Raw genomic sequence first — 25,573 nt, 5'->3', positions numbered from 1 at the left:
TTGAATGAAGTCTCTGTTAAACATTCCTATGGAATTACTTTTATAAAAAAATTAAAACAACAATGTACTTAAATGGCTAATAAATACAACCCTATGTAACACTTAAATTATTTATAAAAATCCAAAATAAAAAAGCTTGTTCCATCTTTCATTACTCTTATAATGTATAAATCGACGAAAATGTAGGAGGATCTTTCCTGCGTTTTCGTCGATATTCCGACAAGACCAACCCTTATTTTGACTTGGAATTACGCGAAGTATTCTTAAATACCAAATTATTTATGAGTACTTTTTGGATAAAATGGGTTAATAGGCGGAGTATGAAATTAGATTATAAACTATTTCATTATAAGAATAAATTTGTTTTAAAAAGGCCGGACATTGTTAGAAAGCCCGGCCAAATTTTTAAAAAGATTATTGAAGTCCTTCTTCTTGGAAATATCTTTCAGCACCTGGATGCATTGGAAGTCCTTCCGAACCTAAAAGTGCATTTTCTTTCGTTAAGTGTGCACCTTGGTCGTGAGAAATTTGATCTCTATTTTCGAATAAAGCTTTTGTAATGGCATATCCTAGATCTTCGTCAATTAAATCTGTCGATCCAACAAGAATAGCGTATGCTGTAATAGCTTGAATATCTTCATCTAAGAAGCTATAAGAGTCAGATGGAATGGTCATGCCTTCATAGCCACTATTTTCTTCTACATAAGCTAGCCCCTCTGGAGTAATCGGTATCATTCGAATATCACGGTTTAGAGCTAACCCTTCAATACTACTTGCTGGTAAACCTAAAAGACCGAAAGAAGCATCTAAGTTACCGTCTTGAATACGATCAGCAGCATCTCCGAAGTTTTCTTCAAATGCCGTATAATCTCCATCTTCTAAACCATATGCTTCAAGAATTAATTTAGCAAGAGCTTGTGTACCACTTCCAGGTGGTCCGATTGCAACGTTTTTACCGGCAAGATCTCCGATTGTTTCAATGCCAGAGCCTGCTGGAGTAATAATTTGCATTACTTCAGGATAGATGTGTCCCATAAAACCGAAGTTTTCAACTGGAACGCCATGAAAATCTCCATCACCTGTTAATGAATCGATTGCTGGGATGTGCACAGTCATACCAAGAGCAACTTCCCCATCTCGAATCATAACAAGGTTATCTACGGAAGCTCCTGAGGAAACAGCACTTAAATCAAAGCCATCATAACCTTCAATGTTGTTGGTGATAACTGTAGCCATTTCTCCACCTAATGGGTAGTATGTCCCACCAGTCCCACCAGTTCCTAGCTGAAGATTTCCGATGTTAACTTCATCTGCAGCATCGTTATCATTATTGTTGTTGTTACCTGCTACATCATCGTTGTTATTGTTGTTACCATCACCACATGCAGCTAAAAATAAAATAGCTGTTAACAACAATGCAAACATGGAATATAACTTCTTACTCAAATTCCATTCCCCCTTAAGAATATGTTTTATACCAACAAAAAGTTAGTCGATATTCTATTATTTAATCAAAAAAACTACTAATTGTCAAAAATTTCTTTTTGTGCAATATTATTATATTTTTATTTTCGAAATAGTAGGAAATAGATATATTATTAATTAATTTTTAACAAAGAGATTTAACTTTTTATTGCATAAAAAATAACTTAATAGGTTTGAATGCTTATGAATGTTTTTACTAGATATACCTATGGTATAATAGCAACAATTGGAAGAAGGAGGGTGCATTCGTTGCTTAAAAGTAAATTATTTAGAATTCTAATTTATATCATTTTAATATTAGTTATTATTTATTTAAGTACTATAAATTCGTTTATCTTTCGACCGCTTGTTGTATTTATGCAAACTGTCTTTATCCCATTTTTAATTGCTGGTGTCCTTTTTTATTTACTTCGGCCAATAGTTAATTTATTACATAAACAAAAGGTTCCTAAAGGAATTGCAATATTATTAATATACATTGCTTTAATTGGTGTATTAACAGGAGTCATTTTTTTAATTGGACCTATATTACAAAGACAGGTCATGAACCTTGTAGATAATATGCCATATTTAATCAACGAATTACAAAATTTAATCATTAAGATCCAGGAAATTGAATGGATTGCACAATTTCAAGAATCAGAAAACTTTTCTATTGAACAAATTAGTGAGACTATCACTTCAAATTTAGCAAGATCCGTTGATTTTATAACATCAAATGTAGCATCGTTTGTTGGGGCAATTACAAATGCAGTTCTCATGATTATTTTAATTCCATTTATGCTGTTTTATATACTAAAGGATGGTCATAAAGCTCCGAATCAAGTTCTTCGATATTTTCCTGAAAAACAGCAAATTGAGGGTAAGCGCATCTTAAATGATATGGATACAGCATTAAGCTCCTATATTCAGGGTCAAATTTTAGTTAGTTTGTGTGTCGGTATTCTAATGTATATTTCCTATCTAATCATTGGGATTGAATATTCTCTTATTTTAGCATTAGTTGCTATGTTTACAAATTTAATACCGTTTATCGGACCGTGGATTGGTTCTGTTCCTGCAGTTATTGTTGCTTTAATAACTGCACCAATGTCAGCTATTTGGGTCATTGTTGCTATCGTTATCGTACAGCAAATAGAAAGTAATTTAATTGCACCACAAGTAATGGGAAGAAAGTTGGCTGTTCATCCTTTAACTATTATTATTTTAATTTTAGTTGCAGGACGTTTCTTAGGTTTTATCGGCTTTTTAATTGCAGTACCAACATATGCAGTCACAAAGGTAGTCGTAAGTCACACATACCGTTTGTTAAAGCTTCGTAAAGAAAACCTAGAGGAAAACGAGCATATAACGAAAAATCATGACAATGTGAATACGACAAAGTAGTAATATAAGACCAAATTTTTGCATCTACCGTTGGTATTTTATAATATGTTAGTGATAACTAACACAGTGAGGTGATAAGTGGTGAGCTTTGAACAAGATGGAATTAAGCAAATTGATACAGAAGAATTAAAAGAATTAGTAAAATCTCCTGAAAAAGGTAAGGTAATAATTGATGTTAGAGAATTAGATGAATATGAAGCTGGACATATACCGGGAGTACCTCTACTACCAATGAATACTATCCCCTCATTATTAGATGGCTTTGATAAAAATAATGAGTATGTATTTATTTGTCGTAGTGGTAACCGTTCACAAAACGTCTCTCTATATATGAAAGAAAATGGCTTTGATAAAGTAACAAACTTTAATGGGGGCATGTTATCTTGGGATGGGGATACGAAGAATGGTCCAGAACACTACATCCAAAGTCCTGAAGAATTAAAGAAGTGGAAATAAATAAAAGAAGAAAAGCACCTTCATGTCTAACATGAGGTGCTTTTCTTCTTTTATAAAGGGAGATAATTCATTCTAAGATGCTTTTCTTATAAGTGATCTGTTTTTTTGGAATAGGACTTCTTTTGTGGTTGTTTATAATGGTTGTCTCTTTCTCTTTCATTCTTATGTTCATTTAGTGCTTGATTATCCCTTGGTTTTTTATTGTTATCTTTTGTATAATCCATTGTTTGCCCTCCTCGTTTAGCCCTCTAACCTTAATATGGTTTAAAAGGAGTAAAATATGTACTTGTTTAATTATTTTGTAAGGTGGGTACATAATAACTAACCCTTTACAAAGGAGTGGATATTCTTGAATAAATGGTTAACCTCCACAGCATTAGTTTCAGCAGTAGCAGTTGGTTCCTATCTTATGAATAAACAAGATAATCGGGAAAAGGTAGGTCATTATTGGAATCGGATGAAAGCAATAGTGAAAAGGGAAACAAAGGAAGAGCATGAGCCATATTATGTGGAAAAGGTAGGTCATTCTGATCCTTACGACGTAGAAGACAATTCTATGGTTGATGAAGGAGCAGTATATTCCATAAATTATTATAATAGGAAAAAGCAAAATAACGCCTAACCATCATGCATCTGCATGATGGTTTTATTATTTATTGATAAGGCTGTCCTGTTTTCCTAGATGAAGTATTTTAAATTGAACTGTTTTCAGTAAAGCATATTAAATTTTTTTAATACATACGATCAATTTTGTTACTTTTTTGTTGGTTGGTCAATAATTAAAATGAAGGGAGGAATAAAATGTTTACTAATATTAATTTGATAGAGGAAGGAAAAAAGATTATTATAGCAGTTGCAAGTGCTGTTCTTCTAGCTTTAAGCTTAAATTTATTCTTAATTCCTGCTAACGTATTTGCTAGTGGGTTTACAGGGGTTGCACAAATTTTATCAGAATTAGTCGGCTTATCACCTGGTATTTTACTCTTTATACTCAATGTTCCTGTTGCAATATTAGGTTGGCTAAAAGTTGGTAAAAGCTTTACACTGTATAGCTTTATCAACGTAGCATTTACAACTTTATTTCTAGAGCTCATTCCAGTTCAAACGATTTCAAATGATATTATTCTAAATTCTGTTTTTGGAGGTGTACTAGGGGGAATTGGCGCTGGAGTTATATTAAAATTTGGGGCATCTTCAGGTGGAGTAGACATACTAGCATTACTTTTAGCTCGTAAAAGTGATCGTCCAATTGGCTCCTATTTCTTTATCTTAAATGCATTTATCGTATTAACATCGGGTGTCATGTTTGGTATGGAGAAAGCCCTCTATACACTATTGACACTATATGTTTTATCAAGGATTATAGACACATTACATACTCGTCATGTGAAATTAACGGCCATGATTGTAACGAAAAATGCAGATGAACTTCAACAAGCCTTTTACAAGCAAATTACTAGAGGTGTAACGAGAATTCCAGCAAAGGGTGGCTATTCAAAGGAAGATAAAGAAATATTAATGATCGTTATCACACGTTACGAGTTATATCTACTAAAACAAATTATTGATGAAGTAGATCCTAAAGCTTTTACAAATATCGTCCAAACTACAGGAATCTTTGGAATGTTTCGAAAAGACTCGTAAAAGTGAAACCAATATAAATGATAGTCGTCTAATATGAAAATAGGATCTCATGGAGGAATTAAATTGAAGAAAAAAGCTTTATATACCTTGTTTTCTTTGTTTATACTTTTGCTAGTTGCATGTGGTACAGGCGATACGAATAATAATACTACTTTAGGTTCTCTTCCGACACAAGGGGATATAAATGAAAGAGCTAATCATGAGGAGGATATGAATGAAGATACGACTAATGGGGAAGGGGTAATTAGCAGTATGCGTTACGAAGATATTCTATTTGAATTAAGTGCTGATGTAACTTCTAATTCAATTAGCGTTCACATGAACTTAACCAATGAAGCAGACAAGAAAAGACAATTGGATTTTTCTTCTGGACAGAAATACGATGTAATCATTAAAGGGGAAGATGGAAAAATTTTGTATCATTATGCTGAAGGGAAAATGTTTACAATGATGTTGGAAATGAAGGAAATAAACCCTGGAGAAACGTTATCATATGAAGATGTATGGACATTTGATGATTTAAGTAATTACGATGAGTTATTGATTGAAGGAACCATTGTAACATATGCACTTGACGGTGAAGAAATTGACAAAAGTACTTTTCAACAAACGATAGCTGTTTCGTTATAATATTTTAAGGAAAAAGCAGATAACGAAAAGATGTCTAAAAGGTAATTTACCGAGACATCTTTTTTTATTTTGTCATTTTTCAAAAACACTGTTGCTTTTAAAGTAAAAAGTATAGATTACTTTAGAAAAAAGATAAGCTAAAAGGAAAAAAATTCTTCTTTTTTTTTCACGAAATACATACGATATCTATAAGAATCATGAAAGGAGCGTGATCATGAAGGAGAGCTGCTTCCAGGCTGAGTTTCAAGATGTGTTTATTGAATTACCAAAACCAGCACTGAAGTCCTTTATTCATAAATTGCTCCAAGCACAATTTCGAATATCATGGCGCCATGAGAAGGAGACAGTTGAATTAGTTATTAAATCACAAGATGGTCAAGTAATCATTCCAATAAAACGACCAGATGAGAATTTAACGGTAATTCAATTAAATGAGTTATGTATTTGGATGGAGGATTTGGCAATTTTATTAGAGGAATTGATTACAGAAACAAAAGGGAGAGCTATAGTTAAAACAGCAACAGGCGGCTGGATTTATGTAAGCTGTTTTGATAAAGGGAAAATTGTTTCTGTGATGAAAATAGGTGGAGGTGAAAAAGCGGAAATGGGGTCATACCGGACGATTAAAAAAAACCGTAGTCCAATGGATGGTGTCGACCCAGAAGTAAAAGAATATGTTGTTTCAACAGAAATAGATTACTTATTAATGGAGCTTGTAGAAGCATTAGAAAAAAGAGATATTTCTGAGGTTAATCATATAAAACAAGAACTAAGTTATCTCTCCAAAGAAAGAGAAAAGCTACGTATGTCTATGAATGGAGTTGCCCATCGAAATTAATCAATTGATTTCTAAGTCTGATTTCAAATAAAACTTTAATAACCTAAAAATGCTTTATAAGCTCGGCAATAGCCGAGTTTTCTTTATAATTAAAGAATAATGACTTAATCGTTTCGATACGTTCTATGCCATTTTTTTGAACTTCATAATACATACGTGATAAGATAATAATATTGATATAAAGGAGGAATGAATTTATGGCAATCGAAGTAAGAGCTGAGCCTACACCGAACCCAAATGCAATGAAATTCACAGCATCAGAAGTACTTTTTGAAGGTACGGGAAGTGCGTCATTTAAAAAAGGTGATGAACCAGATCACCTATTAGCAAAAGAGTTGTTAGCAATTGATGGGGTTGATAATATTTTTGGTTACCAGGATTTTGTAACGGTTAATAAAGAACCTGGTGTTGAATGGGATGAATTGTTACCTAAAATTGAAGTTGCATTTAATAAAAGTTAAGATGACTAGTAATACCTTTTAAGTAGTTTTGATTTTATCTAAAGAAAATAATGTATTGGACATGTAGTTGTTTATAGCTACATGTTTTTTATTGTTTCTACACTGAATGTTTATTTGAAGGATATTATTGCTTTCAAGTAGAATTAAGAAGTGGAAGAAAATCTAACGTTGATTTTATAAATGAAGGTTTTTCTTTTGGAAATCTAGATACATAATTTCACTTGTTCACATTTTTGATAAATTACTGTGAACATAAAGTGACGTGTGAGTAAAATCACCCCTATTTTTATTAAAAAAGGTTAAGATAGTGTTAAAGTACAATTAAGAAAGGAGCCAATCAAAATGTCGGAATTAATAGGCTGCTTTAGTTCAGATTTTAGTAAACCTGATAACTATTGTAAGGCAATTCAACATTTATTAGATGAACATCCTCTCCTTAAGAATAAAATGAAAGATTTTTACTATATTGCTTCTCATTTAGCATATAAACCCACTAGAGCTGATCGTAGGAAGCTTCTAGATGATTTATATAATGAAGTTCAGGTATTTTATGAATTGATGAAGAAGCATGCATTCAAAGAGGAAGATTATTTATTTCAATTACTAACAAGATATATAGGTGCTGAAAATGGGCCAATTTCAAGCATGGAACAAGAGCACCTTGTTGTAAAGGAAAATATCACTCTTTTTATTGAAAAATATACGAATGTTAATATAAATAATCCGGACGAGATTAGAGAGATGACACATTATATCTCCATCATTTTTCATACATTAACAGATCATTTACTAAAGGAAGAAGAAATACTCTTTCCATTAGCAGAACAATTGCTATCTGAAAAAGAAAAACAGCAATTGGAAGATGTTGTAAATTCATATGATCATAAAAAATTTGCGTAAAAAGCTCCATAACCTGGAGCTTTTTTTGTGTCTGAAATGTATTACTTGACAGTATTCTAGTATATAGGAGTAAAATATATGATGATTTGAAATAACTATTTCTTAACGGGAATTGGGGAGATTACTTTGGAGAGTGTATCTAATCTATATCATCAAGAAGAAAGCGTACTTAAAAAGGGAATAGTAAATGGTCTGCCCATCGCTATTGGATATATGCCTGTTGCACTTACGTTTGGACTCATTGCTGGTTCAACAGGGTTATCAGTTGCTGAAGCTGTTTTAATGAGTATGATTGTTTTTGCTGGAGCCTCTCAGTATATGGCGTTAACGATGATTGCCTTAGGTTCTGGAGCACTAGAGATTATACTTGCTACATTTATTGTTAACTTTCGTCATTTACTTATGAGTGCAGCAATTAGTGAGATGGGGGAGAAATCCTCAAAAAAAGTGAGGGCATTATATGCATTTGGATTAACAGATGAGGTATTTGCTGTTGCATCAACGAAAGAAGCCCCCATTCGTTCTCATTATATTATTGGACTTGGTATTTCTGCTTATACTAGCTGGGTATTTTTTACAGGTGTTGGATTTTATGCAGGATCGTTTTTACCTGCAATCATACAAGAAAGCATGGCAATTGCCCTTTATGCACTTTTTATTGCTTTATTAATTCCTTCCATAAAGAAAGAGGGTAAAATTGTCATTGCCCTAGCCTTCTTAGGTGGAATTTTTCATACTATTTTTCAAGTGTGGATGGCTACTGGATGGGCAATCATGTTTGGAACTATTGCAGCTGTGGTTATATTAGAGGGAATAGAACAAGTATTTTTTAAGGGGAGAGACACAAGATGAATTTGAGTATACCAATTGTATGGATGATAGTTGGAATGGGTATTGTTACTTACATACCACGATTATTGCCTCTTATATTATTACAGACAGAAAATTGGCCAACTTGGTCCAAAAAAATGCTTTCACGTGTACCCTATGCTGTTCTTGGGGCATTAATCTTTCCTGGAATTCTTTCCGTCCATGAGAATGTATTTTACGGTTTGTTTGGTGGAATAATTGCTATTTTATTTGCATATTTAAATATGCCTTTAATAGTTGTTGTTGGTGGAACTATTGTGAGCTTAGCTGCAATGACATATATTTTTTAGTCCAGTAAGTGTAGAGGGAATTGAGCATAGATTTATATGATCACTTCCCTCTAACTATTTCAATTACAAATGTCGGCCGTACCTCTTAGATACAATGTCATAGAATCCTAATGAATTATATAGCTTTTTCGTCGCTTCATTATTAATTCCAGTTTCTAATTCAATCCCTTTAAATTCCTCTTGCTCTGCCCAATATAATACTTTTAATAATAAATTTTTTGCAACACCTTTTCGACGGTGTTTTTTTTGTACATACAAATCGTTAAGCCAAATATACTTTCCCCCTTTGTCTAAGCTAATTCCTGAATTTAGAAAAGCACACCCAATAATCTCCTCATTCTTCTCTGCAACAAAAAACTCTGTTCCAGTTGATGGTGTTAAGGCAAGTTCAATTGTTTCAAAAAGCTCTTCTTCCCTAATGTTCTCACTTAATGCATCCATTTGTTCCATCATAAGCTTTGCAATTTTATAACCAACATCCCCGTAATTTAGTTTATTTACCTTATATATTTTCATTGAATTCCCCCCAATCCTTAATACCATTCCATAAAACGAATGGAATTCCTTTATTTAATAAAGAGTTTGTTAATGTTATGTACAACTTTCTTCATTATGAATACGAATCTTTATGGAAGCTATGCACTGAATTGAGCTGAAAAAGAATGTAACTGTTAGGTCACCAATTAAAAAAAGGCTGTCTCATTAATTATTGACATCATTAAGAGACAGTCCTTCATACCTTAGAAACTTTTATCATTACCGTGTTTCAGTTGAAAATTCTTCTGAAAATTCATATAGCTGATTTTGTAAATTCATTAATTGTTCTCTTTCAGCTAAAGTAGAATCGGCAAATGCTTGAGATAAAGCTTGTTTAGCTCTTTGGATCTTTTCATTAGCTTCAGATTGGTTCAGTGGAGTATATGAATTTGACATAGCTTCTGTTGCTTCTTCTACTGCCGAACGAGCTTGTTGAAAATAACGATTTCCCATCTACAAGTCCTCCCCACGTTGCTTTTCTACCTCAGCTAAGGACTTTACATTTCTTTCTCTTTCGTTATTAGGTTGAACTGCGTCTTTACTCTGCTTAACGAAGCGTTTACTTTTTGAACGTTTACTCATTTTTGGCCTCCAATGTCAAAGCAATTTTGTTAAACATGAGTTTTTGAAAACCTCATTATTAGAATGTATCAAAACGGTGTAAAAAATAAAAAAACAATTTTCCAACAACAACAACCTCAAGTTATTGTTTTGATTTATGCAGCAAGTTGTTAAAATTTCATCTATGGTCAGCCCACGTCGTATGGGCAACGGCGTTATATCGCTGTATTGGTTCTGCAATGTGTAAGAAAGCAATGGTGGATAGAGTTAATTTAGTGTAACAGTGGATTTTGGTACGCTGGAAAGATGGGGGATAGTGAGAAAAGTTATCATGAGGTTTAATTAAAAATATCTTCTATATTATAAGGTAATCATGTTTACATGCTTTTTTTATAGAGAACCTATAGAAGAATCGATCTGTGGAGTTGGGAGACGTAAGGGGCAAGGGAGTGACTACCGCATCTTATGGTTTTGCAGCTTTCCGCGGCTCTAGCCCCCTTTTAAAATAACTCCATCTTTTAACAGAGTCTTTTTTATTTTATTGAAAAGTACTCTTCTAAAAATACAGCAATTCCATCCTGTTCATTTGTTACAGTTTCTTCGTTTGCTACTGTTTTTAGTTCTGAAATGGCATTCCCCATGGCCACACCATTCCCAGCATACTCAAGCATTTCTAAATCATTGTCTTCATCACCAAAAGCGATGATTCTTTCTCTAGGTATGTCATAATACTCTGCAATTTTCTTTAAGCCAATTGCTTTATTTAACCCTGCTTTTACAACTTCAATTACATTCCAAGGGTCTCCCCACGAACGTTGTTCAATGACCTCTGCATGTGCATCTTCTAACAAAGCCTTTAATTGTTGGTGATTATTTTCTTCTGGATGAATAAGTAAAGAAGTAGGGTCTTCTTTAATAAGTTCTGTTAAATTACCATATTTAATGGGTAATTCCCCTAATGTAAAAGCATCTGAAAAGCCCCTATTGCGATAACGTAAATAATATTCATCAATGATCTCAACCATAATGTTCTCTACTCGAAAGGCTTCACATGTTTCGATAATAGTTTTAGCAATTCCTATATCCAGTGGTGTATGCTTTGCAGGGAAATTTGCTGGGTCTTTTGGATGATGGATAAAAGCTCCATTAAAATTAACGATAGGTGAGTCTAATAGTAATTCGTTGTAGTAGTCCTTACTTGCTCTGTATGGACGGCCAGTTGCAATACAAACCTTATGTCCTAATTCTCTAAGTTTCGATATAATGGATCGATTTCTTAAGGAAATATTTTTATTATTATCTAGAAGAGTTCCATCAAGATCTAGAGCTATTAAATGTGTTTTCAAAACTAATTTCCTCCTTTGTTTTTTTCCATCTGTTGTAAACTTTCCCAAAGCATATTGATGGGTTTTACAATGCAAACATGTTATAAATATACTATACTAGACAATGACTGCATGAAGTTTATATTATAAGCCAAATTAACTGTATAAATTTGTTTATTCATTTAAAAATAGAAAAAGGTACATATCATATATTTAGGAGGTGAGGACGGTGGAGCAATTTTTTTCCACGTTCTCTGCAAGGACAATCTGGACACCAGAATTAATTATTGTATTAATTATTATTAGCATGGTCTATTTTAGCATAATAGGTCCTTATCGTCATAAATTTAAGGAATCAGAAAACGTACCAACAAAGAGAAAGGTTTATTTTCATCTTGGGCTAATTGCTATATACTTTGGATTTGGAGGTCCATTATATGTGTTAGGCCATTTAATGCTAAGTATGCATATGTTATCTATGGCCATTGTTTACTTAATTGCACCACCGCTACTATTATTAGGAATTCCTTCCTGGATTTTTAAACATTTTGCAAAAATAAGGGTTATTAGAAGGATGTTTGTTATTGTGGGGTTTCCCATTTTAGGTTTAGTTTTATTTAACGCCATGATCTCCTTTTATCATTTACCTTATACATTCGATTTATTATTAACAAATGAAGGCTGGCATAACATATATCAAATTGCTATGCTTGGAGCCGCTATGCTTATGTGGTGGCATCTTATTCCACGACTTCAAACGAGGTATGAGTTATCTGAATTGAAAAAAATAGGTTACATGTTTGCCAGTGGTGCATTATTCACACCAGCATGTGCATTAATTATATTTGCAGGCTCTCCACTGTATGCAACATATACAGATCCAGCTGTTTGGGCTATGGCAATTAGCTATTGTTTACCACCAGGAGCCGACATTCCTTACGAAGTTTTTTCAGGTGACCAGTCTCTTGCATTGTTAAGCCCTCTTCATGATCAGCAATTAGGAGGAGCTTCAATGAAGGTCATTCAAGAACTTGTTTATGGTGTTGCGATTGGATATGTTTTTAGACAATGGATGAAAAGAGATAAAGAAACAAATGCAAAAGTAAAATTTAAGGAATATGAAATGGTTCAACCAAATATTGTAAAATAATTCAAGATGACGGGGAAATGAGAGGCGAGGAGATGAAGTATTTAAAGATAAAGGTTCTTTTGGGGACGGTTTTGATTGTATTTTTGTTACAAGGATGTAGCTTTTTATATGGAGAACCATCACCACCACAGTCAAGTTCTATCATTAATGTTACTGAAACGGATACGGAAATGTGGATGTCATCCATTTCAGGAGTAAATCAATTTAATGAAGAATGGGCTACTGAAGATATGGAAGGACAGTGGTGGATTGCAAAGACAATTTTTACACGGTGTCCTACAGTATGTTTAACGATGACTCCAAATATGAGTCAGCTTCAGCAAGAAATTGCAGATGAGGAATTAGATATAAAAATTATTTCCTTTACAGTAGACCCAGAATTTGATGAACCTGAACGGCTTGAAAACTATGGAGAAAATTATGAAGCTAATTTTGAAAACTGGAGTTTCATTACTGGTTATAGCTTTGAAGATATACAGGAAATGGTGTTAGAATCCTTTCGTCTTCCTGTCACGAAGGATCCAGAACGTAATGATATTTCTCACCCAACGAGGTTTTTCGTTGTAAATCCAGAGGGAGAAATCGTTCGTTTGTATAGTGGAGAAAGAGATTTTGATCCTGATAATTATGTAAAGGATTTAAAAATATTATTAAATGAATAACTAATACTATTTGCTGTGCTAGTCAATGAACTAGCGCAGTTTTCTTTTCTCTTCTTTCGCCCTAGGAGTTTATTGCTTTTCTATAAAGTATTGGCGATAAGCCAAGTTTTGTTTATACTTTAAGAAAAGTGTATTAGGAAGGATGTAATGTCAACATGTTTGAGCATCGAACAGCTATTCTAGTTAGTGAAGCAGTGAAGCGTGTCATGGAATTTACAAAGGAAGGAAATAGTGAATATATACATATCGAAAAATCAGAAGGAAGATACTTATCAGAAAATATTTATGCAGATCATAATATACCTGCATTTGATAAATCTCCATTAGATGGATTTGCCATTCGTAGTGAAGATACTATAGGTGCTAGTTCTTCCAATCCTTTGCGATTAGAAGTGATCGAAACGATTGGGGCTGGAGGCGTTACAGAGGAAACAGTAAAATCAGGCCAAGCTATTCGAGTGATGACGGGAACAATGATGCCGAAAGGGACAAATGCAATCGCCATGTTTGAATTAACAAAAGAAGTGAAAGAGGATGGTAAGTCTTTTATTGAGTTGAAGCGTTCCTTTCAACCAGGTGATTTTGTTTCTTTCGAAGGAGAAGAGACGAAAGAAGGAGATGTGCTTTTAAAAGCCGGTACGAGAATCCATGCAGGAGTAATTGCAGTATTAGCAACCTTTGGGTATAAGGAAGTGCCAGTTGTTAAAAAACCGGTTATTGGTATTTATGCAACTGGGACTGAACTATTAGAATTAGACGATGAATTAGTTCCAGGGAAGATTCGAAATAGTAATGCCTATATGATTCAGTCACAAATTCGTCAAGCTGGGGCTGAACCAATATACTTTGGTCAGTTAGTCGATGACTTTGATCAATGCTATGAAGCAGTTAAACAAGCATTAGAGAAGGTAGATGCACTGATCACTACTGGTGGAGTTTCGGTAGGAGATTTTGATTATTTACCAGAAATTTACGAGAAATTAGGTGCGAAGGTTTTATTTAACAAAATTGCCATGCGACCAGGTAGCGTAACGACTGTTGCTGAAAAAGATGGAAAACTATTGTTCGGATTGTCTGGAAATCCATCTGCATGTTTTGTAGGATTTGAGCTGTTTACACGTCCTTGGATAAAATCATATTTACATTCTCCAACTCCATTTGTGGAATGGGTAGAAGGGACATTAACACATGATTTCCCGAAAGCAAATCCTTTTACACGATTTATTCGTAGTAAAGTGAATTTCGAAGGTGGGCGTATTACAGCATCACCAGTTGGCTTAGATAAATCAATGGTAGTTTCCTCATTAGCGCATTCTGATGCTCTTGTGGCATTACCTGGTGGAACAAGAGGGTATAAAGAGGGGGATAAAGTAGATATTCTGTTATTAAATCGGGAGGGTTCAGAAAAAATTTTAAAGGATCCAACGAAGCTAAAGGATGAGTGGAAATGACTGAATCTCCCATTATTATCCAAATAATAGGCTATTCAAATAGTGGGAAAACAACACTGATAAAAAAACTACTTAAAAGAATGACTGAAAGAAACATAAAAGCCGCAACAATTAAACATCACGGTCATTCTGTTCCACTTAAACCGATGGATGTTGGAAAAGATTCAGAGAGTCATCGTCAATCTGGTGCCCTTGGTTCTTTAGTTGTAAGTAACAAAGAGCTTCAATGGAGTATGTCCTTTGATACCCCACCTCCTATAAAGGATTTGATTACCTTCTATAAAAATTTTTTATTAGATGCCATTATTGTGGAAGGGTATAAGTGGGAAAACTACAAAAAGGTCGTTTTAATAAAAAATAAAGAGGATCTACCATTATTAGAAAAATGTACGAACATGAAATGTATAATTTGTTGGAGTGAAGAAGATAAGAAAGAGCTTCAAGCTAAATTATCTATACCTATTTTTACAATAAATGACGATACAAACTATATAGACTGGTTAATAAACCATCTAATAGGGAGAAGTGATGGACGTGTCAATAAATAAACATTTTTTAATAACGAATGAAGCAGTGGATATTCAAGAAGTTGTAGATAAAGTATCTGATCGTAATGCAGGTGCCATAAATACCTTTATTGGTACTGTTCGAGAGATGACAAAAGGTAAGAAGACATTGTATTTAAAATACGATGCTTATATACCGATGGCAGAGAAAAAGCTAGAACAAATAGGTGATGAAATTCTAAAGGATTTTCCGGAAGCAAAAGTAGCGATTACTCATCGAATTGGGGAGTTAGCTATATCAGATATAGCAGTAGTAATTGCTGTTTCCACACCACATAGAAATGATGCATTTACAGCAAGTCGCTATGCTATTGAAAGAATAAAAGAAATTGTTCCAATTTGGAAAAAAGAGCACTGGGATGACGGTGAAAAATGGATGGGAGATCAGTTAGAAACAAAGTCTTATCCTAGTGGGAAGCCAAGTGAGGAGGATTTGTCATGATAAAAATATTGCTGTTTGCAGAATTAGCCGAAAAAGCAGGTAAGGGTGAAATTGAAATGGATGCCAACACCAAGACTATTTATGAAATAAAAAACAGTCTTTTAAAAGTATACCCACAGCTGACTGGGCTCCAAACTGCTATGCCTGCCATTAATGAAGAATATGCAGAGGAGCAGGACGAAGCAAAAAGTGGAGATACGGTAGCGTTCATTCCCCCTGTAAGTGGTGGGTAATGCAGCAGTAAAGGGATTGTAAAAAAGATATGTAGTGGTTATGTAAACAAAAGAAAGGACCTCTAAGACAAATATTTTTAGAGGTCCTTTTCTTATTAGGCAAACATATCGCGAACTTTTTCAGACATTCGTTCTGGAGTCCAGGCTGGTTCCCATACTAGTTCAACATGACAGCTTGTGACATTTGGATGATGCTGAATGGCCGATTTCACCCCATTTATCATGGTGTCATGAAGTGGACATCCTGGAGTTGTTAATGTCATTACAATTTTTACGTCTGTTTCTTTTATGATAACTTCATAAATTAACCCTAAATTCACTACGTCTACCCCTAACTCAGGGTCAATAACTGATTCAAGCTGCTTCATCAATTCTTCTTTTACAATTTGTTTTGTCATAAAAATTCCTCCTAAAGTTTTAAATGGTAAATGCTTTTATTAATGTTCCTAAGTAGTAAACGATACTAAAGGCAAATAATCCTGAAGTAAGGAAACTGATTGCTGGTATGTTGATTATGAGTCCGCAAATAAATATTAGTAACGAAATAAAAATGAGAATTAATTTTCTAAGTACAATTGTTTCATTCATCATTGCAGATAATGATGGAGTATCCGTTTTCCCAACTTGGTTCCCATACCGGAAGGTCCACCATAAAAAGGGTATGATTTTCGATAAATACGCAAGAATAGAAATACTTACAAAGCCAAATATATAGAAGAACAATAGTGGAGCAATAACTGTGTTATTAACTATTAATTCTGTATTGAAAATGGATGCAAGGAAGGTGGAGCATGTCATGAACGTGAACAAGTAGACGAGAAAAACGAAAAAGCTAATTCCTTTACCAGGATTTTTTTTGAATTTTTTACTCTGAATCTCTTTTATTTGTAAGATAAATAAGACTAAACTTAGACTTAGTAAACCGAGGCTTAATGGAAAAAGTAAGGTTGCTCTTTCTAATAAAGCTGCAATGGCACTTACTATAATGGCACCGTGTAGGGTAAATAAAATCCACTTCTGCCACTTTTCTGAATGTCCATGAGAAAGATAAAACATGGGTAACATCTTAAAGCTATATCCGACAATTAAAAATAAAAACCAGCCAACTAGTCCTACCCATAAATGTATAATCAAGATAGAGCTATGGGATGAACCTAGGAAGGAAAATTGAAAATTTAATACCATAACTAATCCTGTAAAAACTGTTAGTCCTAAGTAAATTAAAGCACTAGTGGATGCTGTAATTACAGGATTTTTTAACTTAGATTGTTTAATTGTGGACAATACGTTAAATAGAAAAAGCGCTACACCTATGACAGTGCTTGTTCCGAAAATAGCCATTCCTTGAACATGGAAGCTTTTTAATGATAGAAACAAACCCATAACTCCTATAATGTAAAACCCAAAATGGAAAAAACCTAGTTTTAAGCTATAGATAGATTGCTGTGTAACTACTGCAATTAATTGATAGACTGCTCCCATTGCAAGCATCGTCGCCCACCCTAAAATAAATAGGTGACTAAGTGATAGCCCATCTGGTTGACGGACAACGGTGGATAAAAAAGCAGATGGTGTAATAATTAATGATACTGAAAAAATCACTAGTGAAAAAAAACTAGTTATGATAAATGAAAAAGGTAAAATAAATTGATCTGCTTTATTCGCTGATAATGTTTGTTGTATTCCTTGCATGTAAGTTCTCTCCCTTATATCTTCGTAAGATGAACCTTTGCTGTTCCATCAGGTAAATTTTCAACGGAATATTGAATATTCACATCTTTTAATTCTTCTAAAAGATACACTGGCACACGATCATTATGAATTGTCAACGTTTCAGAACTTTGAAGCGTCTCTAGTCGTTTCATTGTTCTAACCATTGGCTGTGGTGGTTCTAGCCCTCTATTGTCAAGAAAATATGCAGTTGTTTCTTCCTTCTTTAAGGGATTGTCCTTTTTAGTCGATTCCATGTCCTTTTTATTTTTAGAAAAGAACGAAAAAATACGACCTTTACGCTTAATAAACGTTGTTTCATAATGTTTTGTTCCAATTTTTTTTACTTTACCTTCAAAACCCTTTGCCTTCATAATCGTCAGTAGTGGAGTTGGTTTGATTGTGGAATGTAGTATAAATATCTCGTCTTTTTTTAAGGATTTAACTGTAGTCATAATTTTTTTGAACGGATCTCGTTTATTATTTAAATCATTACGAACATCTAAAATAATTTCCTTACTCATGATTGTTCCTCCCTCACTTTGAAATATTGTTACTATTACTGTAGTGTTTTTTTTGATAGGAGGAAGTGATTCAACTCACAATAATTAGCATGGAAGTAATAATTATTTTAGAAAACAGTTTCTTTTCTTTGATAAACAGAAATGTTAGCGGATTCGACAAAGATTGACTAAAATTTACTTATTTTTTATAGTAGCTATTAAATTAAACATATTGCATTTATCCATAAAATGTTCAAACAATACAATAAATTTAATGCCTTTATGTGATGATAGTCACAGTTTGAAGGAGGTATAGGATTTAGAATAAAGTTATGAAAGTAGAAGTTTAATAAATACTACTGATTAGTTTTATTAAACGACTGCGATTCATAGTTTTCTCTTCCTTTTAATAAGAGACCCAATGTTACTTATTTGAAATGGCTGGTTACCCCAAAACCAGCAATGTTGCCAAAGCATAGCGTATTACAAACCCAAACCCCCATGTAGATGCATGGAATTTAGTTCATTATGACCCCCAATCATATGAACAAAACAGCTGCTAATTTTTTTAGCAGCTGTTTTTCTTTAAAAGAAAGTATAAAATTTCTACTTTGAAAGGTGTCTAGGAGACAGGACGTGGGCTGTACTAGGCGGAATTGGGACGCCTTGCGTTTTCTTATATGACAAATTTTCATTAACCATAGATGTTCAGAAGTAAGAATGACGATAATGATTTTATAAGAATTTAGGTAAAACTAGGTGCAGAAGTACAAAAAATAAAAATGTAAAAGCCATATATTTATGAATTTTCCTTCTACTACCATTTGCCTTGTTATGGCGTAATACTCCAGATATAAATAGTAGAACAAATACACTAGAGGCTAAAATTCCTGTTATAGATTTTGAGGTGTAATACAATCCGTAGTTACTTAATGCGGTATAACCGTGCCAAATAATAAACAGTGCTGCGATTCCTCCTATTGGACGATGAGACTTCATCCAGATACGACTAATTTTAGCTACCTTAATTAGAAAAGAACGCTTTTTTCCTTTCCTTATCGTAAGAAATAAGAAATACAAAGCAATATTCCATAATATTAGAAATAATGCAATATAACCAGAAATGAATATAAGTGATAGGAAGTTCATATGTACACACTCCTAATTACCATTATTGGATGGATTTAGGTATTGTCTTAACATTTGGAATGATACGAGTGAGGAAAAATGCCACTATGAGTGTACGATCATAGTGGCTTACGTTTTTTATAATGCTGTGTTCTTTTCCTTAACAAACCTTGTAATAAAATGCTCCGTAGATTTTTGATCTACTTCGTGTGAAAATCCTTTCCCTTCCATTACCTTTAATAGAGGCTTAGGAACAAATGGGGTATGAAGTATTAGTTCATCTCCAGTTTCCATTACTTTAACTTCCGTCATGATTTTTTGGAAGGGGTCATTTTTTTGAGCAATATCGTTTCTTACATCTAATTCAATAGTATTTGACATGATTTTCCCTACTTTCCTAAAGTTATGTTTACATTTTTATAATAGAAAAATTTTGAGCTAACATCAGTGATGAAAGTCACTATAAATAAAAGTTTTAAAGATTACGGAAAGTCCTCGCTATGTGATTTAATTAACATTTTTTGTTGTTTGTTTTTGGTAGAGTAAAATAAAATTATGTAAAACATCGTTCTTTGAGAAATTTATTAAAATTAATTGAGATCTCTTGCAAATTTAAAAGAGGAGGTAAATAGAATTGATTCACTGTGAAATAAATCATATTGGTAATGATGACATAATAATTGTTACTGGTGGAACACACCCACATATAGGAGCTGTAGTTGTAGGAACTTGGGAAGGGGAATATGCAAAGGTTGTTAGCTACGGACTTCCTCATCATAAAGAAGAGGATCTGTTTACTGAGTTAGCAAAGGTGTGGTGTAATACTTTCAAAAAAACTGTAGTTATTTCCGGGGGAATTCACATAGACAATGCTACGAAAGAGGATATAACTATGCTTGTAGATAAAACTTGGGAAAATTTTTATCTCTTAATGGCAGATAACAAGTTAGCCATAGCAACGCTTGAACAGGAATAATTTAATCATTATCATTCCTATCAAATGTTTGTTAAAATAGATACAAAGCAGAGTAAGAAAACAGACTATTTTTTCTAACTATTGGAGGATATGATGAATATAGAAATAACAGATCAAGCGTTTGAATGGTTTAAAGAAGAGCTTGAATTATCGAATGATGACAATGTACAATTTTTTGTTAGATATGGCGGATGTGGGGACTTTCAAACTGGTTTTTCTCTAGGTGTAACAGTAAAGAAACCAGATGACCCTGCTGTAAAGATAAAGAAGAATGGAGTTCACTTTTATATTGAAAGAAAAGATGAATGGTACTTTGATAATAAAGACTTAAAAGTAGCCTACGATCCCCAAATAAATGAAATAAAATATTTACACAATTAAATTAGGATGGAAAATGTAAAAAACGAGAGGATATCCCCTCGTTTTTTTTACGTTCACAAAATTGTACGGGACCTGTTCCCGTACAATTTTGTGTATTAAATGACAGTTTTGTGAACGGGTGTTTTTATTATTTTTTATAGCTTATTGTTGTTCTGACAACATTCCAAAGTAATGACTCTTCTTATATAAGTACGTAAACGCTACTTGGTGTGATCAAAATCACACTTTTACTGTGAGGAATTGCACAGTGGAGGAGTGCGTCGATTTTTACAATAGAATTAATAATAACATTCATGAATGTAAGATAAATTTTATTTACTGAGTTTAGCTTTAGGAGGAGTGAGGAAACTTGAAGGTCTTAGAAAAATCCTTTTATTCAAAAGCAAGTATGTATTCCTTTTTCGTAGTTATGATTTTGTTTTTTTCTATGTGGATCGGAACAGGACAATTTACAAAGGTAGATTATATGTTGTTCGGATACATGGTAGCTTCATTCATTTTTTTCATCGGAATGACAGTTCGAATAACGGCCTGGACTATGCGACCAGCAACCCATGAGATCATTAAACGATCCATTCAGAACATGAAAAACAGAAATAGACAAAAAAGAAATACAAAGGCTATTGCAAAAACACTTTTCGATAATATTATCCTTCAAAAATATATTTTCAAGCGGGGGATTTACAGAGGAATTCAACATTGGCTTATTGCATGGGGCTGTATAGGTTCATTAGCTATAACCTTTGGATTAACATTTGGCTGGATGCATTTTAGATTAGTAGATGCAACGACCTATCAAATGGTTGTGTTCGGAATACCATCCATATCCATGCATCCAGATGGATTATTAGCTTCTTTAGTTTTTGAGGGTTTAAATATTACAGCAACGATGCTGTTAATTGGTGTCATAATGGCTATCGTACGGCGAATTAAGAACCATGATCTTCAAGTAACACAACGACCTGAGTTTGACTTATTACCACTGTATATTTTACTAGCTATGACAGCAACGGGCTTATTTTTAACCATTTCTTATAAGCTTTTAGGAGGTTGGATGCACCCTCAACTCCAGCTTCTCCATCAAATAACAACGGTATTATTTTTAGTTTATTTTCCTTTTGGAAAGCTATTTCATTTACCGATTCGTCCAATGGCAATATCGGTTCCGATGAACTATCAAGAGGAGCCAGGTGTAGATACAAAAAAATGTCTAGGATGTGGGGAGTTATATTCAAACGATGACCAAATTGCTGATGTTCAAACAATTTTAGGAAAGCAAGCATTTGATTTTCAAACAAAGGATGGACATCAACTATCTGATTACTGTACAGGGTGTCGTCGAAAAATCCGTGTCATGAGTCAGTTAAACATGAATTCTCCTCTTGGAGAGGCTGCAGGTCCAGTTCAGACAAACAATGGAATACACCTACCTGGGTTTGGAAGAGGTAGGTCAGAAGCATTCTATGATAATCGGGTTAAGGAGGAAAGAAAATGACACAATTTGTTGTTAAACCAGGAGTAAAAAACCTTCATCATGAAGGGGAAAAAATGATTACGACACATTGCTGTTACTGTGGAATGCAATGTGGAATGCATATACGTGTGAATGAACGAACAGGCAAGGTTGTTGGTGTGGAACCTCGCTATGATTGGCCAGTTACGATGGGGAAGATGTGTCCGAAGGGAGTAACAGCTTACCAAACGGTTGATCATCCAGAAAGAATAACAAAGCCCTTAATTAAGAAGAATGGGGAATTTGTTGAAAGTAGTTGGGAAGAAGCACTCGATCTTATCGAGAAGAATTTTAAAGAAATTCAAAATAAACACGGAAAAAATGCACTATCTGTTTTTGGTGGTGTGTCAATGACAAATGAGAAATGCTACCTCGTTGGTAAATATGCAAGGATTGCATTGGGAACTCGTTACGTGGATTACAACGGAAGATTTTGCATGTCATCTGCTGCTGGTGGCTTTATGAAAACGCTAGGAATTGATCGTGGGTCCACATTACCATGGCCTGAACTTGAACATACAGATTGCTTCTTTATGGCTGGGTCAAATACTGCAGAATGTCACCCAACGACGATTCAGTGGCTATGGAGAGCACGAGATAAGGGAGCTAAAATGATCGTTGCTGATCCTAGAGAAACACCGACAGCTAGAATTGCGGACGTTCACCTTGATCTTAAAGCTGGAACAGATTCAGCTCTAGCTAATGGAATGATGCATTTGCTTATTAAAGAAGGTTACGTAGATTATGAATATGTGAATGAACGATGTAATAATTTTAGCGAGTTAAAAGAAGCTGTTGAAGAGTTTACTCCTGAGTATACTTCTAAAATCACTGGAGTTTCAATTGAAAAATTAATAAAAGCTGCACATATATTTGGTCGATCTCCCCGTTCTGTTGTCATGTTTGCCCGTGGAGTTGAACAACAATCAAAAGGTGTAGATAATGTATGTCTTTATACTTCCATGGCACTTCTAAGAGGACAAATAGGAAAATTTGCATCTGGAGTGGCTACATTCACAGGTCAAGGAAATGGGCAAGGTGGAAGGGAGCACGGTCAAAAGGCTGATGCTTTACCAGGTTATCGTAAAATTGACAATCCAGATCATGTGAAATATGTTTCAAATGTTTGGGGAATTGATCCATCTGATATGCCAGAAGCTGGTGTTTCTGCATATGAAATGTTTGATGAAATCCAAGCAGGAAAAATTAAAGCGATGCATGTTATCTGTAGTAATCCAGCAGTATCCGCTCCAAATAATCATTACATTTGGGATGGCTTTAACAAGCTCGATTTTATGGTAGTAAGTGACTTCTTCCTATCTGAGACTGCTGAATTTGCTGACGTTGTGCTACCAGCAACAACTTGGGCTGAGGATGAAGGAACAACAACGAATTTGGAAGGGCGAGTCATTCGGATTAGAAAAGTCAAAGACCCAATTGGCGAAGCGAAAACAGATTGGGAAATTATGCAGCTCATCGCAGAACGAATGGGGAAAGGAAAGTTCTTTCCATATAAAAATGTTCCAGAAATCTATGAAGAATTCCGTTTAGCTTCAAAAGGTGGAAAAGCGGATTACTACGGAATTACTTATGAAAAGATTGAAAAAAATGATGGTGTTTTCTGGCCTTGTCCATCTGAAGATCATCCTGGTACACCAACGATGTTCCAAGAAAGCTTTGGAACTCCAGATGGAAGAGCAAACTTAGCTGCAGTAAAGTGGCAGGAGCCGGCAGAGGAACCTACAGATGAGTACCCACACACGTTAACGACAGGTCGAGTAGTCTTTCATTATTTATCCGGTACACAAACAAGAAGGACACAATTTTTAATGGAAAAATGTCCTGAACCTTATGTGGAAATGCATCCGAATCTAGCTGCATATTATGCTATTTCTGATGGTAACAATGTGTATTTAGAAACAAAGAGAGGATCAATGACAGTAAAAGCGCGAATAACAAAAGCCATTCGTCAAGATCATGTTTTTATACCATATCACTGGGGAAAGGAGCTTTCCGTTAATAAGCTCACAAATCCAGCATTAGATCCAACGTCAAGAATGCCAGAATTCAAGGTATGTGCCGTTAAATTAATGAAGGCATAAATAGCAGAAGGGGGAACCAACCATGAAAAAAGTGATGTATTTAGAATTTGAACGATGTATCGGGTGTCGGGCCTGCCAAGCTGCTTGTCGAGAATGTGGCGGTCATGATATGAAAGAAAGAAATTATGTCGAATATATCGATTTTACAGAAAGTCGTCAAACCTTTCCAATGCTTTGTATGCAATGTAAAGATCCTGCATGTGCGAAAGTCTGTCCTGCAAATGCTATCCAAATTACAGAAGAGGGTGTTGTACTTTCAGCAATGGAAGAAAAATGTATTGGATGTAGGAACTGTACATTCGGCTGTCCATTTGGAATACCTAAATTCGATTTTGAAGAAAACAAGATGTATAAGTGTGACATGTGTTATGACAGAACGAAGCATGAAATAGCACCAATGTGTGCTTCTGTTTGCCCAAGTGATGCCATTCGTTTTATCGATCATGAAGAAATGATGGAGCTGCGTCGCAAGAGAACACAAATGAATTTAATTGAAGGTAAGAAGCCTTCAGAAAATGATAAATGGCAATACGTACCGGAGTTTTTCGGAGTATATTCTGACTAATTTTTTTAATGATCTCTATAGAAAGGAGTGGCGAATATGACGAAGGAATGTCCAAAAGGTAGAAAGGCTAAACAATCAAAAGAAGATATGGTAAATCTCATTGATAATGTAGAGCAAAAGGATGACTTAAAATATAATCGGCGTGCGTTCTTAAAGTCAGCTGTTGGTGCGTCCATGGCCCTTGGTCTTGCTACTGTTCCATTTAGTGTTCGGGCTATGATGGGTTTAGCGGAGCCGGATCATGACAGAGTTGAAATTGTAAGGTTAGACCAACTGCCAGAAGGAGAGTCAGTAACATTCTACTATCCTACGGAGAACGATCCTGCACTTTTAATCCACACAGTAGAAGGTAACTTAGTAGCCTATAACTCAGCTTGTACCCATTTAATGTGTCCTGTTTTTTATCAAGCGGAAAAGGATGTACTACTTTGCCCATGTCATAAAGGTTATTTTGATGTTAATGATGGACACCCAATTGAAGGACCTCCACAAAGGGAGTTGCCACTGATCGAAATTGAAGTGGATAACGGGGTAGTATATGCAACGGGGAGGCAGTACCGTCATGGGTAAAAAAACTTGCTGGGCAATTATCATTTTTACTATTTCAGTGAATGTGGTGATGTTGCAATGGACTATTGAAGCATTTTTAGGTAGAGATAACGAATTTGTACTTATTTACTCTGGAATAGGAATTGTTATGGCATTTGTTGCATTTTTGACGTATTGGAATTGGAGAAAAATCGAGTATAAAGAAGACAAATAAAGAGATAAAAATATACAATATTCTTTTTCATAAAATGCTGTATTG

General features: G+C 34.3%; 34 protein-coding genes. 23 read left to right on the top strand and 11 right to left on the bottom strand.

The annotated features are described in order from the left end of the window. Positions 1-414: 414 nt before the first annotated feature. On the bottom strand, positions 415-1,446 hold the full coding sequence (locus QA612_RS17190) for a TAXI family TRAP transporter solute-binding subunit (protein ID WP_278285052.1): 1,032 nt from the start codon (positions 1,444-1,446) through the stop codon (positions 415-417). Between the two features lie 288 nt (positions 1,447-1,734). On the opposite strand from QA612_RS17190, the gene QA612_RS17185 reads away from it, so the two are divergent. Together QA612_RS17185 and QA612_RS17180 are read left to right on the top strand one after the other, a co-directional pair. Continuing rightward, positions 1,735-2,871, top strand: coding sequence for an AI-2E family transporter (locus tag QA612_RS17185; protein WP_278285051.1), 1,137 nt, complete (start codon positions 1,735-1,737; stop codon positions 2,869-2,871). Positions 2,872-2,952: 81 nt separating this feature from the next. Next, positions 2,953-3,327: a rhodanese-like domain-containing protein gene (locus QA612_RS17180; protein WP_278285050.1), complete on the top strand. Its 375-nt coding sequence runs from the start codon at positions 2,953-2,955 to the stop codon at positions 3,325-3,327. Positions 3,328-3,413: 86 nt separating this feature from the next. Here QA612_RS17180 and QA612_RS17175 read toward each other — a convergent pair whose 3' ends face one another. Continuing rightward, the gene (locus tag QA612_RS17175) at positions 3,414-3,551 is read right to left on the bottom strand and encodes a DUF3941 domain-containing protein (RefSeq protein ID WP_278285049.1); all 138 of its coding nucleotides are present in this window, start codon (positions 3,549-3,551) and stop codon (positions 3,414-3,416) included. 125 nt (positions 3,552-3,676) lie between these two features. Between QA612_RS17175 and QA612_RS17170 the strand changes: the two genes are divergently transcribed. The 8 genes from QA612_RS17170 (at position 3,677) to QA612_RS17135 (ending at position 8,960) form a co-directional block, all read left to right on the top strand. Then, positions 3,677-3,949: a hypothetical protein gene (locus QA612_RS17170; protein ID WP_278285048.1), complete on the top strand. Its 273-nt coding sequence runs from the start codon at positions 3,677-3,679 to the stop codon at positions 3,947-3,949. Positions 3,950-4,128: 179 nt separating this feature from the next. Continuing rightward, on the top strand, positions 4,129-4,971 hold the full coding sequence (locus QA612_RS17165; RefSeq protein WP_278285047.1) for a YitT family protein: 843 nt from the start codon (positions 4,129-4,131) through the stop codon (positions 4,969-4,971). 63 nt (positions 4,972-5,034) lie between these two features. After that, positions 5,035-5,601, top strand: coding sequence for a BsuPI-related putative proteinase inhibitor (locus QA612_RS17160; RefSeq protein WP_278285046.1), 567 nt, complete (start codon positions 5,035-5,037; stop codon positions 5,599-5,601). A 214-nt stretch (positions 5,602-5,815) separates the two neighbouring features. Next, the gene (locus QA612_RS17155) at positions 5,816-6,439 is read left to right on the top strand and encodes a hypothetical protein (RefSeq protein WP_278285045.1); all 624 of its coding nucleotides are present in this window, start codon (positions 5,816-5,818) and stop codon (positions 6,437-6,439) included. Positions 6,440-6,636: 197 nt separating this feature from the next. After that, entirely contained in the window at positions 6,637-6,900 is a 264-nt protein-coding gene (locus tag QA612_RS17150; protein ID WP_278285044.1) for a NifU N-terminal domain-containing protein, read from the top strand. Between the two features lie 342 nt (positions 6,901-7,242). After that, positions 7,243-7,800 carry a hemerythrin domain-containing protein gene (locus QA612_RS17145; RefSeq protein ID WP_278285043.1) on the top strand — a complete coding sequence of 186 codons (558 nt, stop codon included), beginning with the start codon at positions 7,243-7,245 and terminating at the stop codon, positions 7,798-7,800. Between the two features lie 126 nt (positions 7,801-7,926). Beyond that, entirely contained in the window at positions 7,927-8,652 is a 726-nt protein-coding gene (locus QA612_RS17140) for an AzlC family ABC transporter permease (protein WP_278285042.1), read from the top strand. A 2-nt stretch (positions 8,653-8,654) separates the two neighbouring features. Next, positions 8,655-8,960, top strand: coding sequence for an AzlD domain-containing protein (locus QA612_RS17135; RefSeq protein WP_278285078.1), 306 nt, complete (start codon positions 8,655-8,657; stop codon positions 8,958-8,960). Positions 8,961-9,023: 63 nt separating this feature from the next. On the opposite strand, the gene QA612_RS17130 is transcribed toward QA612_RS17135, so the two are convergent. The 4 genes from QA612_RS17130 to QA612_RS17115 all read right to left on the bottom strand — a co-directional run bounded on the left by QA612_RS17130 (position 9,024) and on the right by QA612_RS17115 (position 11,404). Continuing rightward, the gene (locus QA612_RS17130) at positions 9,024-9,476 is read right to left on the bottom strand and encodes a GNAT family N-acetyltransferase (RefSeq protein WP_278285041.1); all 453 of its coding nucleotides are present in this window, start codon (positions 9,474-9,476) and stop codon (positions 9,024-9,026) included. 240 nt (positions 9,477-9,716) lie between these two features. Continuing rightward, on the bottom strand, positions 9,717-9,950 hold the full coding sequence (locus QA612_RS17125; protein WP_278285040.1) for a DUF3813 domain-containing protein: 234 nt from the start codon (positions 9,948-9,950) through the stop codon (positions 9,717-9,719). Further along, positions 9,951-10,079, bottom strand: a complete 129-nt coding sequence (locus tag QA612_RS17120) for a hypothetical protein (RefSeq protein ID WP_278285039.1) — start codon at positions 10,077-10,079, stop codon at positions 9,951-9,953. Between the two features lie 512 nt (positions 10,080-10,591). After that, a complete protein-coding gene (locus QA612_RS17115; protein ID WP_278285038.1) occupies positions 10,592-11,404 on the bottom strand; it encodes a Cof-type HAD-IIB family hydrolase in 813 nt (270 codons plus the stop codon). Between the two features lie 208 nt (positions 11,405-11,612). Here QA612_RS17115 and ctaG point away from each other — a divergent pair, with 208 nt between their 5' ends. The 6 genes from ctaG (at position 11,613) to moaD (ending at position 15,887) form a co-directional block, all read left to right on the top strand. Continuing rightward, a complete protein-coding gene (ctaG, locus tag QA612_RS17110) occupies positions 11,613-12,533 on the top strand; it encodes a cytochrome c oxidase assembly factor CtaG (RefSeq protein ID WP_278285037.1) in 921 nt (306 codons plus the stop codon). Positions 12,534-12,565: 32 nt separating this feature from the next. Next, the gene (locus tag QA612_RS17105) at positions 12,566-13,195 is read left to right on the top strand and encodes an SCO family protein (RefSeq protein ID WP_278285036.1); all 630 of its coding nucleotides are present in this window, start codon (positions 12,566-12,568) and stop codon (positions 13,193-13,195) included. Positions 13,196-13,350: 155 nt separating this feature from the next. Next, complete coding sequence (locus tag QA612_RS17100) at positions 13,351-14,646, top strand: molybdopterin molybdotransferase MoeA (protein ID WP_278285035.1); 1,296 nt, start codon at positions 13,351-13,353, stop codon at positions 14,644-14,646. Next, positions 14,643-15,194: a molybdopterin-guanine dinucleotide biosynthesis protein B gene (gene mobB, locus QA612_RS17095; protein WP_278285034.1), complete on the top strand. Its 552-nt coding sequence runs from the start codon at positions 14,643-14,645 to the stop codon at positions 15,192-15,194. The genes QA612_RS17100 and mobB overlap by 4 nt, the downstream gene beginning before the upstream one ends. Continuing rightward, positions 15,187-15,654 carry a molybdenum cofactor biosynthesis protein MoaE gene (locus tag QA612_RS17090; RefSeq protein ID WP_278285077.1) on the top strand — a complete coding sequence of 156 codons (468 nt, stop codon included), beginning with the start codon at positions 15,187-15,189 and terminating at the stop codon, positions 15,652-15,654. Before mobB ends, QA612_RS17090 begins: the two co-directional genes overlap by 8 nt. Continuing rightward, the gene (gene moaD / locus QA612_RS17085) at positions 15,651-15,887 is read left to right on the top strand and encodes a molybdopterin converting factor subunit 1 (protein WP_278285033.1); all 237 of its coding nucleotides are present in this window, start codon (positions 15,651-15,653) and stop codon (positions 15,885-15,887) included. Before QA612_RS17090 ends, moaD begins: the two co-directional genes overlap by 4 nt. A gap of 95 nt (positions 15,888-15,982) precedes the next feature. On the opposite strand, the gene QA612_RS17080 is transcribed toward moaD, so the two are convergent. The 5 genes from QA612_RS17080 to QA612_RS17060 all read right to left on the bottom strand — a co-directional run bounded on the left by QA612_RS17080 (position 15,983) and on the right by QA612_RS17060 (position 19,609). Then, the gene (locus QA612_RS17080) at positions 15,983-16,285 is read right to left on the bottom strand and encodes a metal-sulfur cluster assembly factor (protein ID WP_278285032.1); all 303 of its coding nucleotides are present in this window, start codon (positions 16,283-16,285) and stop codon (positions 15,983-15,985) included. Between the two features lie 19 nt (positions 16,286-16,304). Next, a complete protein-coding gene (locus QA612_RS17075; protein WP_278285031.1) occupies positions 16,305-17,579 on the bottom strand; it encodes a hypothetical protein in 1,275 nt (424 codons plus the stop codon). A 14-nt stretch (positions 17,580-17,593) separates the two neighbouring features. After that, the gene (locus QA612_RS17070; protein WP_278285030.1) at positions 17,594-18,121 is read right to left on the bottom strand and encodes a DUF2249 domain-containing protein; all 528 of its coding nucleotides are present in this window, start codon (positions 18,119-18,121) and stop codon (positions 17,594-17,596) included. 714 nt (positions 18,122-18,835) lie between these two features. After that, entirely contained in the window at positions 18,836-19,249 is a 414-nt protein-coding gene (locus tag QA612_RS17065; RefSeq protein WP_278285028.1) for a hypothetical protein, read from the bottom strand. Positions 19,250-19,366: 117 nt separating this feature from the next. Beyond that, on the bottom strand, positions 19,367-19,609 hold the full coding sequence (locus QA612_RS17060; RefSeq protein ID WP_278285027.1) for a DUF2249 domain-containing protein: 243 nt from the start codon (positions 19,607-19,609) through the stop codon (positions 19,367-19,369). A 253-nt stretch (positions 19,610-19,862) separates the two neighbouring features. Between QA612_RS17060 and lpdD the strand changes: the two genes are divergently transcribed. The 7 genes from lpdD (at position 19,863) to QA612_RS17025 (ending at position 25,528) form a co-directional block, all read left to right on the top strand. Beyond that, positions 19,863-20,204, top strand: a complete 342-nt coding sequence (gene lpdD / locus QA612_RS17055; RefSeq protein ID WP_278285026.1) for a prenylated flavin chaperone LpdD — start codon at positions 19,863-19,865, stop codon at positions 20,202-20,204. Positions 20,205-20,297: 93 nt separating this feature from the next. Next, a complete protein-coding gene (locus QA612_RS17050) occupies positions 20,298-20,585 on the top strand; it encodes a HesB/YadR/YfhF family protein (protein ID WP_278285025.1) in 288 nt (95 codons plus the stop codon). A 349-nt stretch (positions 20,586-20,934) separates the two neighbouring features. After that, on the top strand, positions 20,935-22,080 hold the full coding sequence (locus QA612_RS17045; protein WP_278285024.1) for an MFS transporter: 1,146 nt from the start codon (positions 20,935-20,937) through the stop codon (positions 22,078-22,080). Then, positions 22,077-24,200, top strand: a complete 2,124-nt coding sequence (fdhF, locus tag QA612_RS17040; RefSeq protein WP_278285023.1) for a formate dehydrogenase subunit alpha — start codon at positions 22,077-22,079, stop codon at positions 24,198-24,200. The genes QA612_RS17045 and fdhF overlap by 4 nt, the downstream gene beginning before the upstream one ends. Before the next feature lie 22 nt (positions 24,201-24,222). Continuing rightward, positions 24,223-24,765 (top strand): 4Fe-4S dicluster domain-containing protein, encoded by a 543-nt coding sequence (locus tag QA612_RS17035; protein ID WP_278285022.1) that lies wholly within the window; start codon positions 24,223-24,225, stop codon positions 24,763-24,765. Between the two features lie 36 nt (positions 24,766-24,801). After that, entirely contained in the window at positions 24,802-25,335 is a 534-nt protein-coding gene (locus tag QA612_RS17030) for a QcrA and Rieske domain-containing protein (protein WP_278285021.1), read from the top strand. Beyond that, entirely contained in the window at positions 25,328-25,528 is a 201-nt protein-coding gene (locus QA612_RS17025; protein WP_278285020.1) for a hypothetical protein, read from the top strand. Before QA612_RS17030 ends, QA612_RS17025 begins: the two co-directional genes overlap by 8 nt. Positions 25,529-25,573: the final 45 nt, after the last annotated feature.

Origin of the sequence: Evansella sp. AB-P1, from assembly GCF_029688925.1 — a bacterium.
Classification (GTDB): Bacteria; Bacillota; Bacilli; order Bacillales; family Salisediminibacteriaceae; genus Evansella.
The sequence above is the reverse complement of the archived record's forward strand: the minus strand, read 5'-3'. Positions and strand labels throughout refer to the sequence as shown.

Coding starts and splice junctions, on each gene's coding strand:
- QA612_RS17175 (WP_278285049.1), bottom strand. CDS start 3,551: ATGGATTATACAAAAGATAACAATAAAAAACCAAGGGATAATCAAGCA.
- QA612_RS17165 (WP_278285047.1), top strand. CDS start 4,129: ATGTTTACTAATATTAATTTGATAGAGGAAGGAAAAAAGATTATTATA.
- QA612_RS17155 (WP_278285045.1), top strand. CDS start 5,816: ATGAAGGAGAGCTGCTTCCAGGCTGAGTTTCAAGATGTGTTTATTGAA.
- QA612_RS17150 (WP_278285044.1), top strand. CDS start 6,637: ATGGCAATCGAAGTAAGAGCTGAGCCTACACCGAACCCAAATGCAATG.
- QA612_RS17145 (WP_278285043.1), top strand. CDS start 7,243: ATGTCGGAATTAATAGGCTGCTTTAGTTCAGATTTTAGTAAACCTGAT.
- QA612_RS17130 (WP_278285041.1), bottom strand. CDS start 9,476: ATGAAAATATATAAGGTAAATAAACTAAATTACGGGGATGTTGGTTAT.
- QA612_RS17125 (WP_278285040.1), bottom strand. CDS start 9,950: ATGGGAAATCGTTATTTTCAACAAGCTCGTTCGGCAGTAGAAGAAGCA.
- QA612_RS17120 (WP_278285039.1), bottom strand. CDS start 10,079: ATGAGTAAACGTTCAAAAAGTAAACGCTTCGTTAAGCAGAGTAAAGAC.
- QA612_RS17105 (WP_278285036.1), top strand. CDS start 12,566: ATGAAGTATTTAAAGATAAAGGTTCTTTTGGGGACGGTTTTGATTGTA.
- QA612_RS17100 (WP_278285035.1), top strand. CDS start 13,351: ATGTTTGAGCATCGAACAGCTATTCTAGTTAGTGAAGCAGTGAAGCGT.
- mobB (WP_278285034.1), top strand. CDS start 14,643: ATGACTGAATCTCCCATTATTATCCAAATAATAGGCTATTCAAATAGT.
- moaD (WP_278285033.1), top strand. CDS start 15,651: ATGATAAAAATATTGCTGTTTGCAGAATTAGCCGAAAAAGCAGGTAAG.
- QA612_RS17080 (WP_278285032.1), bottom strand. CDS start 16,285: ATGACAAAACAAATTGTAAAAGAAGAATTGATGAAGCAGCTTGAATCA.
- QA612_RS17075 (WP_278285031.1), bottom strand. CDS start 17,579: ATGCAAGGAATACAACAAACATTATCAGCGAATAAAGCAGATCAATTT.
- QA612_RS17070 (WP_278285030.1), bottom strand. CDS start 18,121: ATGAGTAAGGAAATTATTTTAGATGTTCGTAATGATTTAAATAATAAA.
- QA612_RS17065 (WP_278285028.1), bottom strand. CDS start 19,249: ATGAACTTCCTATCACTTATATTCATTTCTGGTTATATTGCATTATTT.
- QA612_RS17060 (WP_278285027.1), bottom strand. CDS start 19,609: ATGTCAAATACTATTGAATTAGATGTAAGAAACGATATTGCTCAAAAA.
- QA612_RS17050 (WP_278285025.1), top strand. CDS start 20,298: ATGAATATAGAAATAACAGATCAAGCGTTTGAATGGTTTAAAGAAGAG.
- fdhF (WP_278285023.1), top strand. CDS start 22,077: ATGACACAATTTGTTGTTAAACCAGGAGTAAAAAACCTTCATCATGAA.
- QA612_RS17035 (WP_278285022.1), top strand. CDS start 24,223: ATGAAAAAAGTGATGTATTTAGAATTTGAACGATGTATCGGGTGTCGG.
- QA612_RS17030 (WP_278285021.1), top strand. CDS start 24,802: ATGACGAAGGAATGTCCAAAAGGTAGAAAGGCTAAACAATCAAAAGAA.
- QA612_RS17025 (WP_278285020.1), top strand. CDS start 25,328: ATGGGTAAAAAAACTTGCTGGGCAATTATCATTTTTACTATTTCAGTG.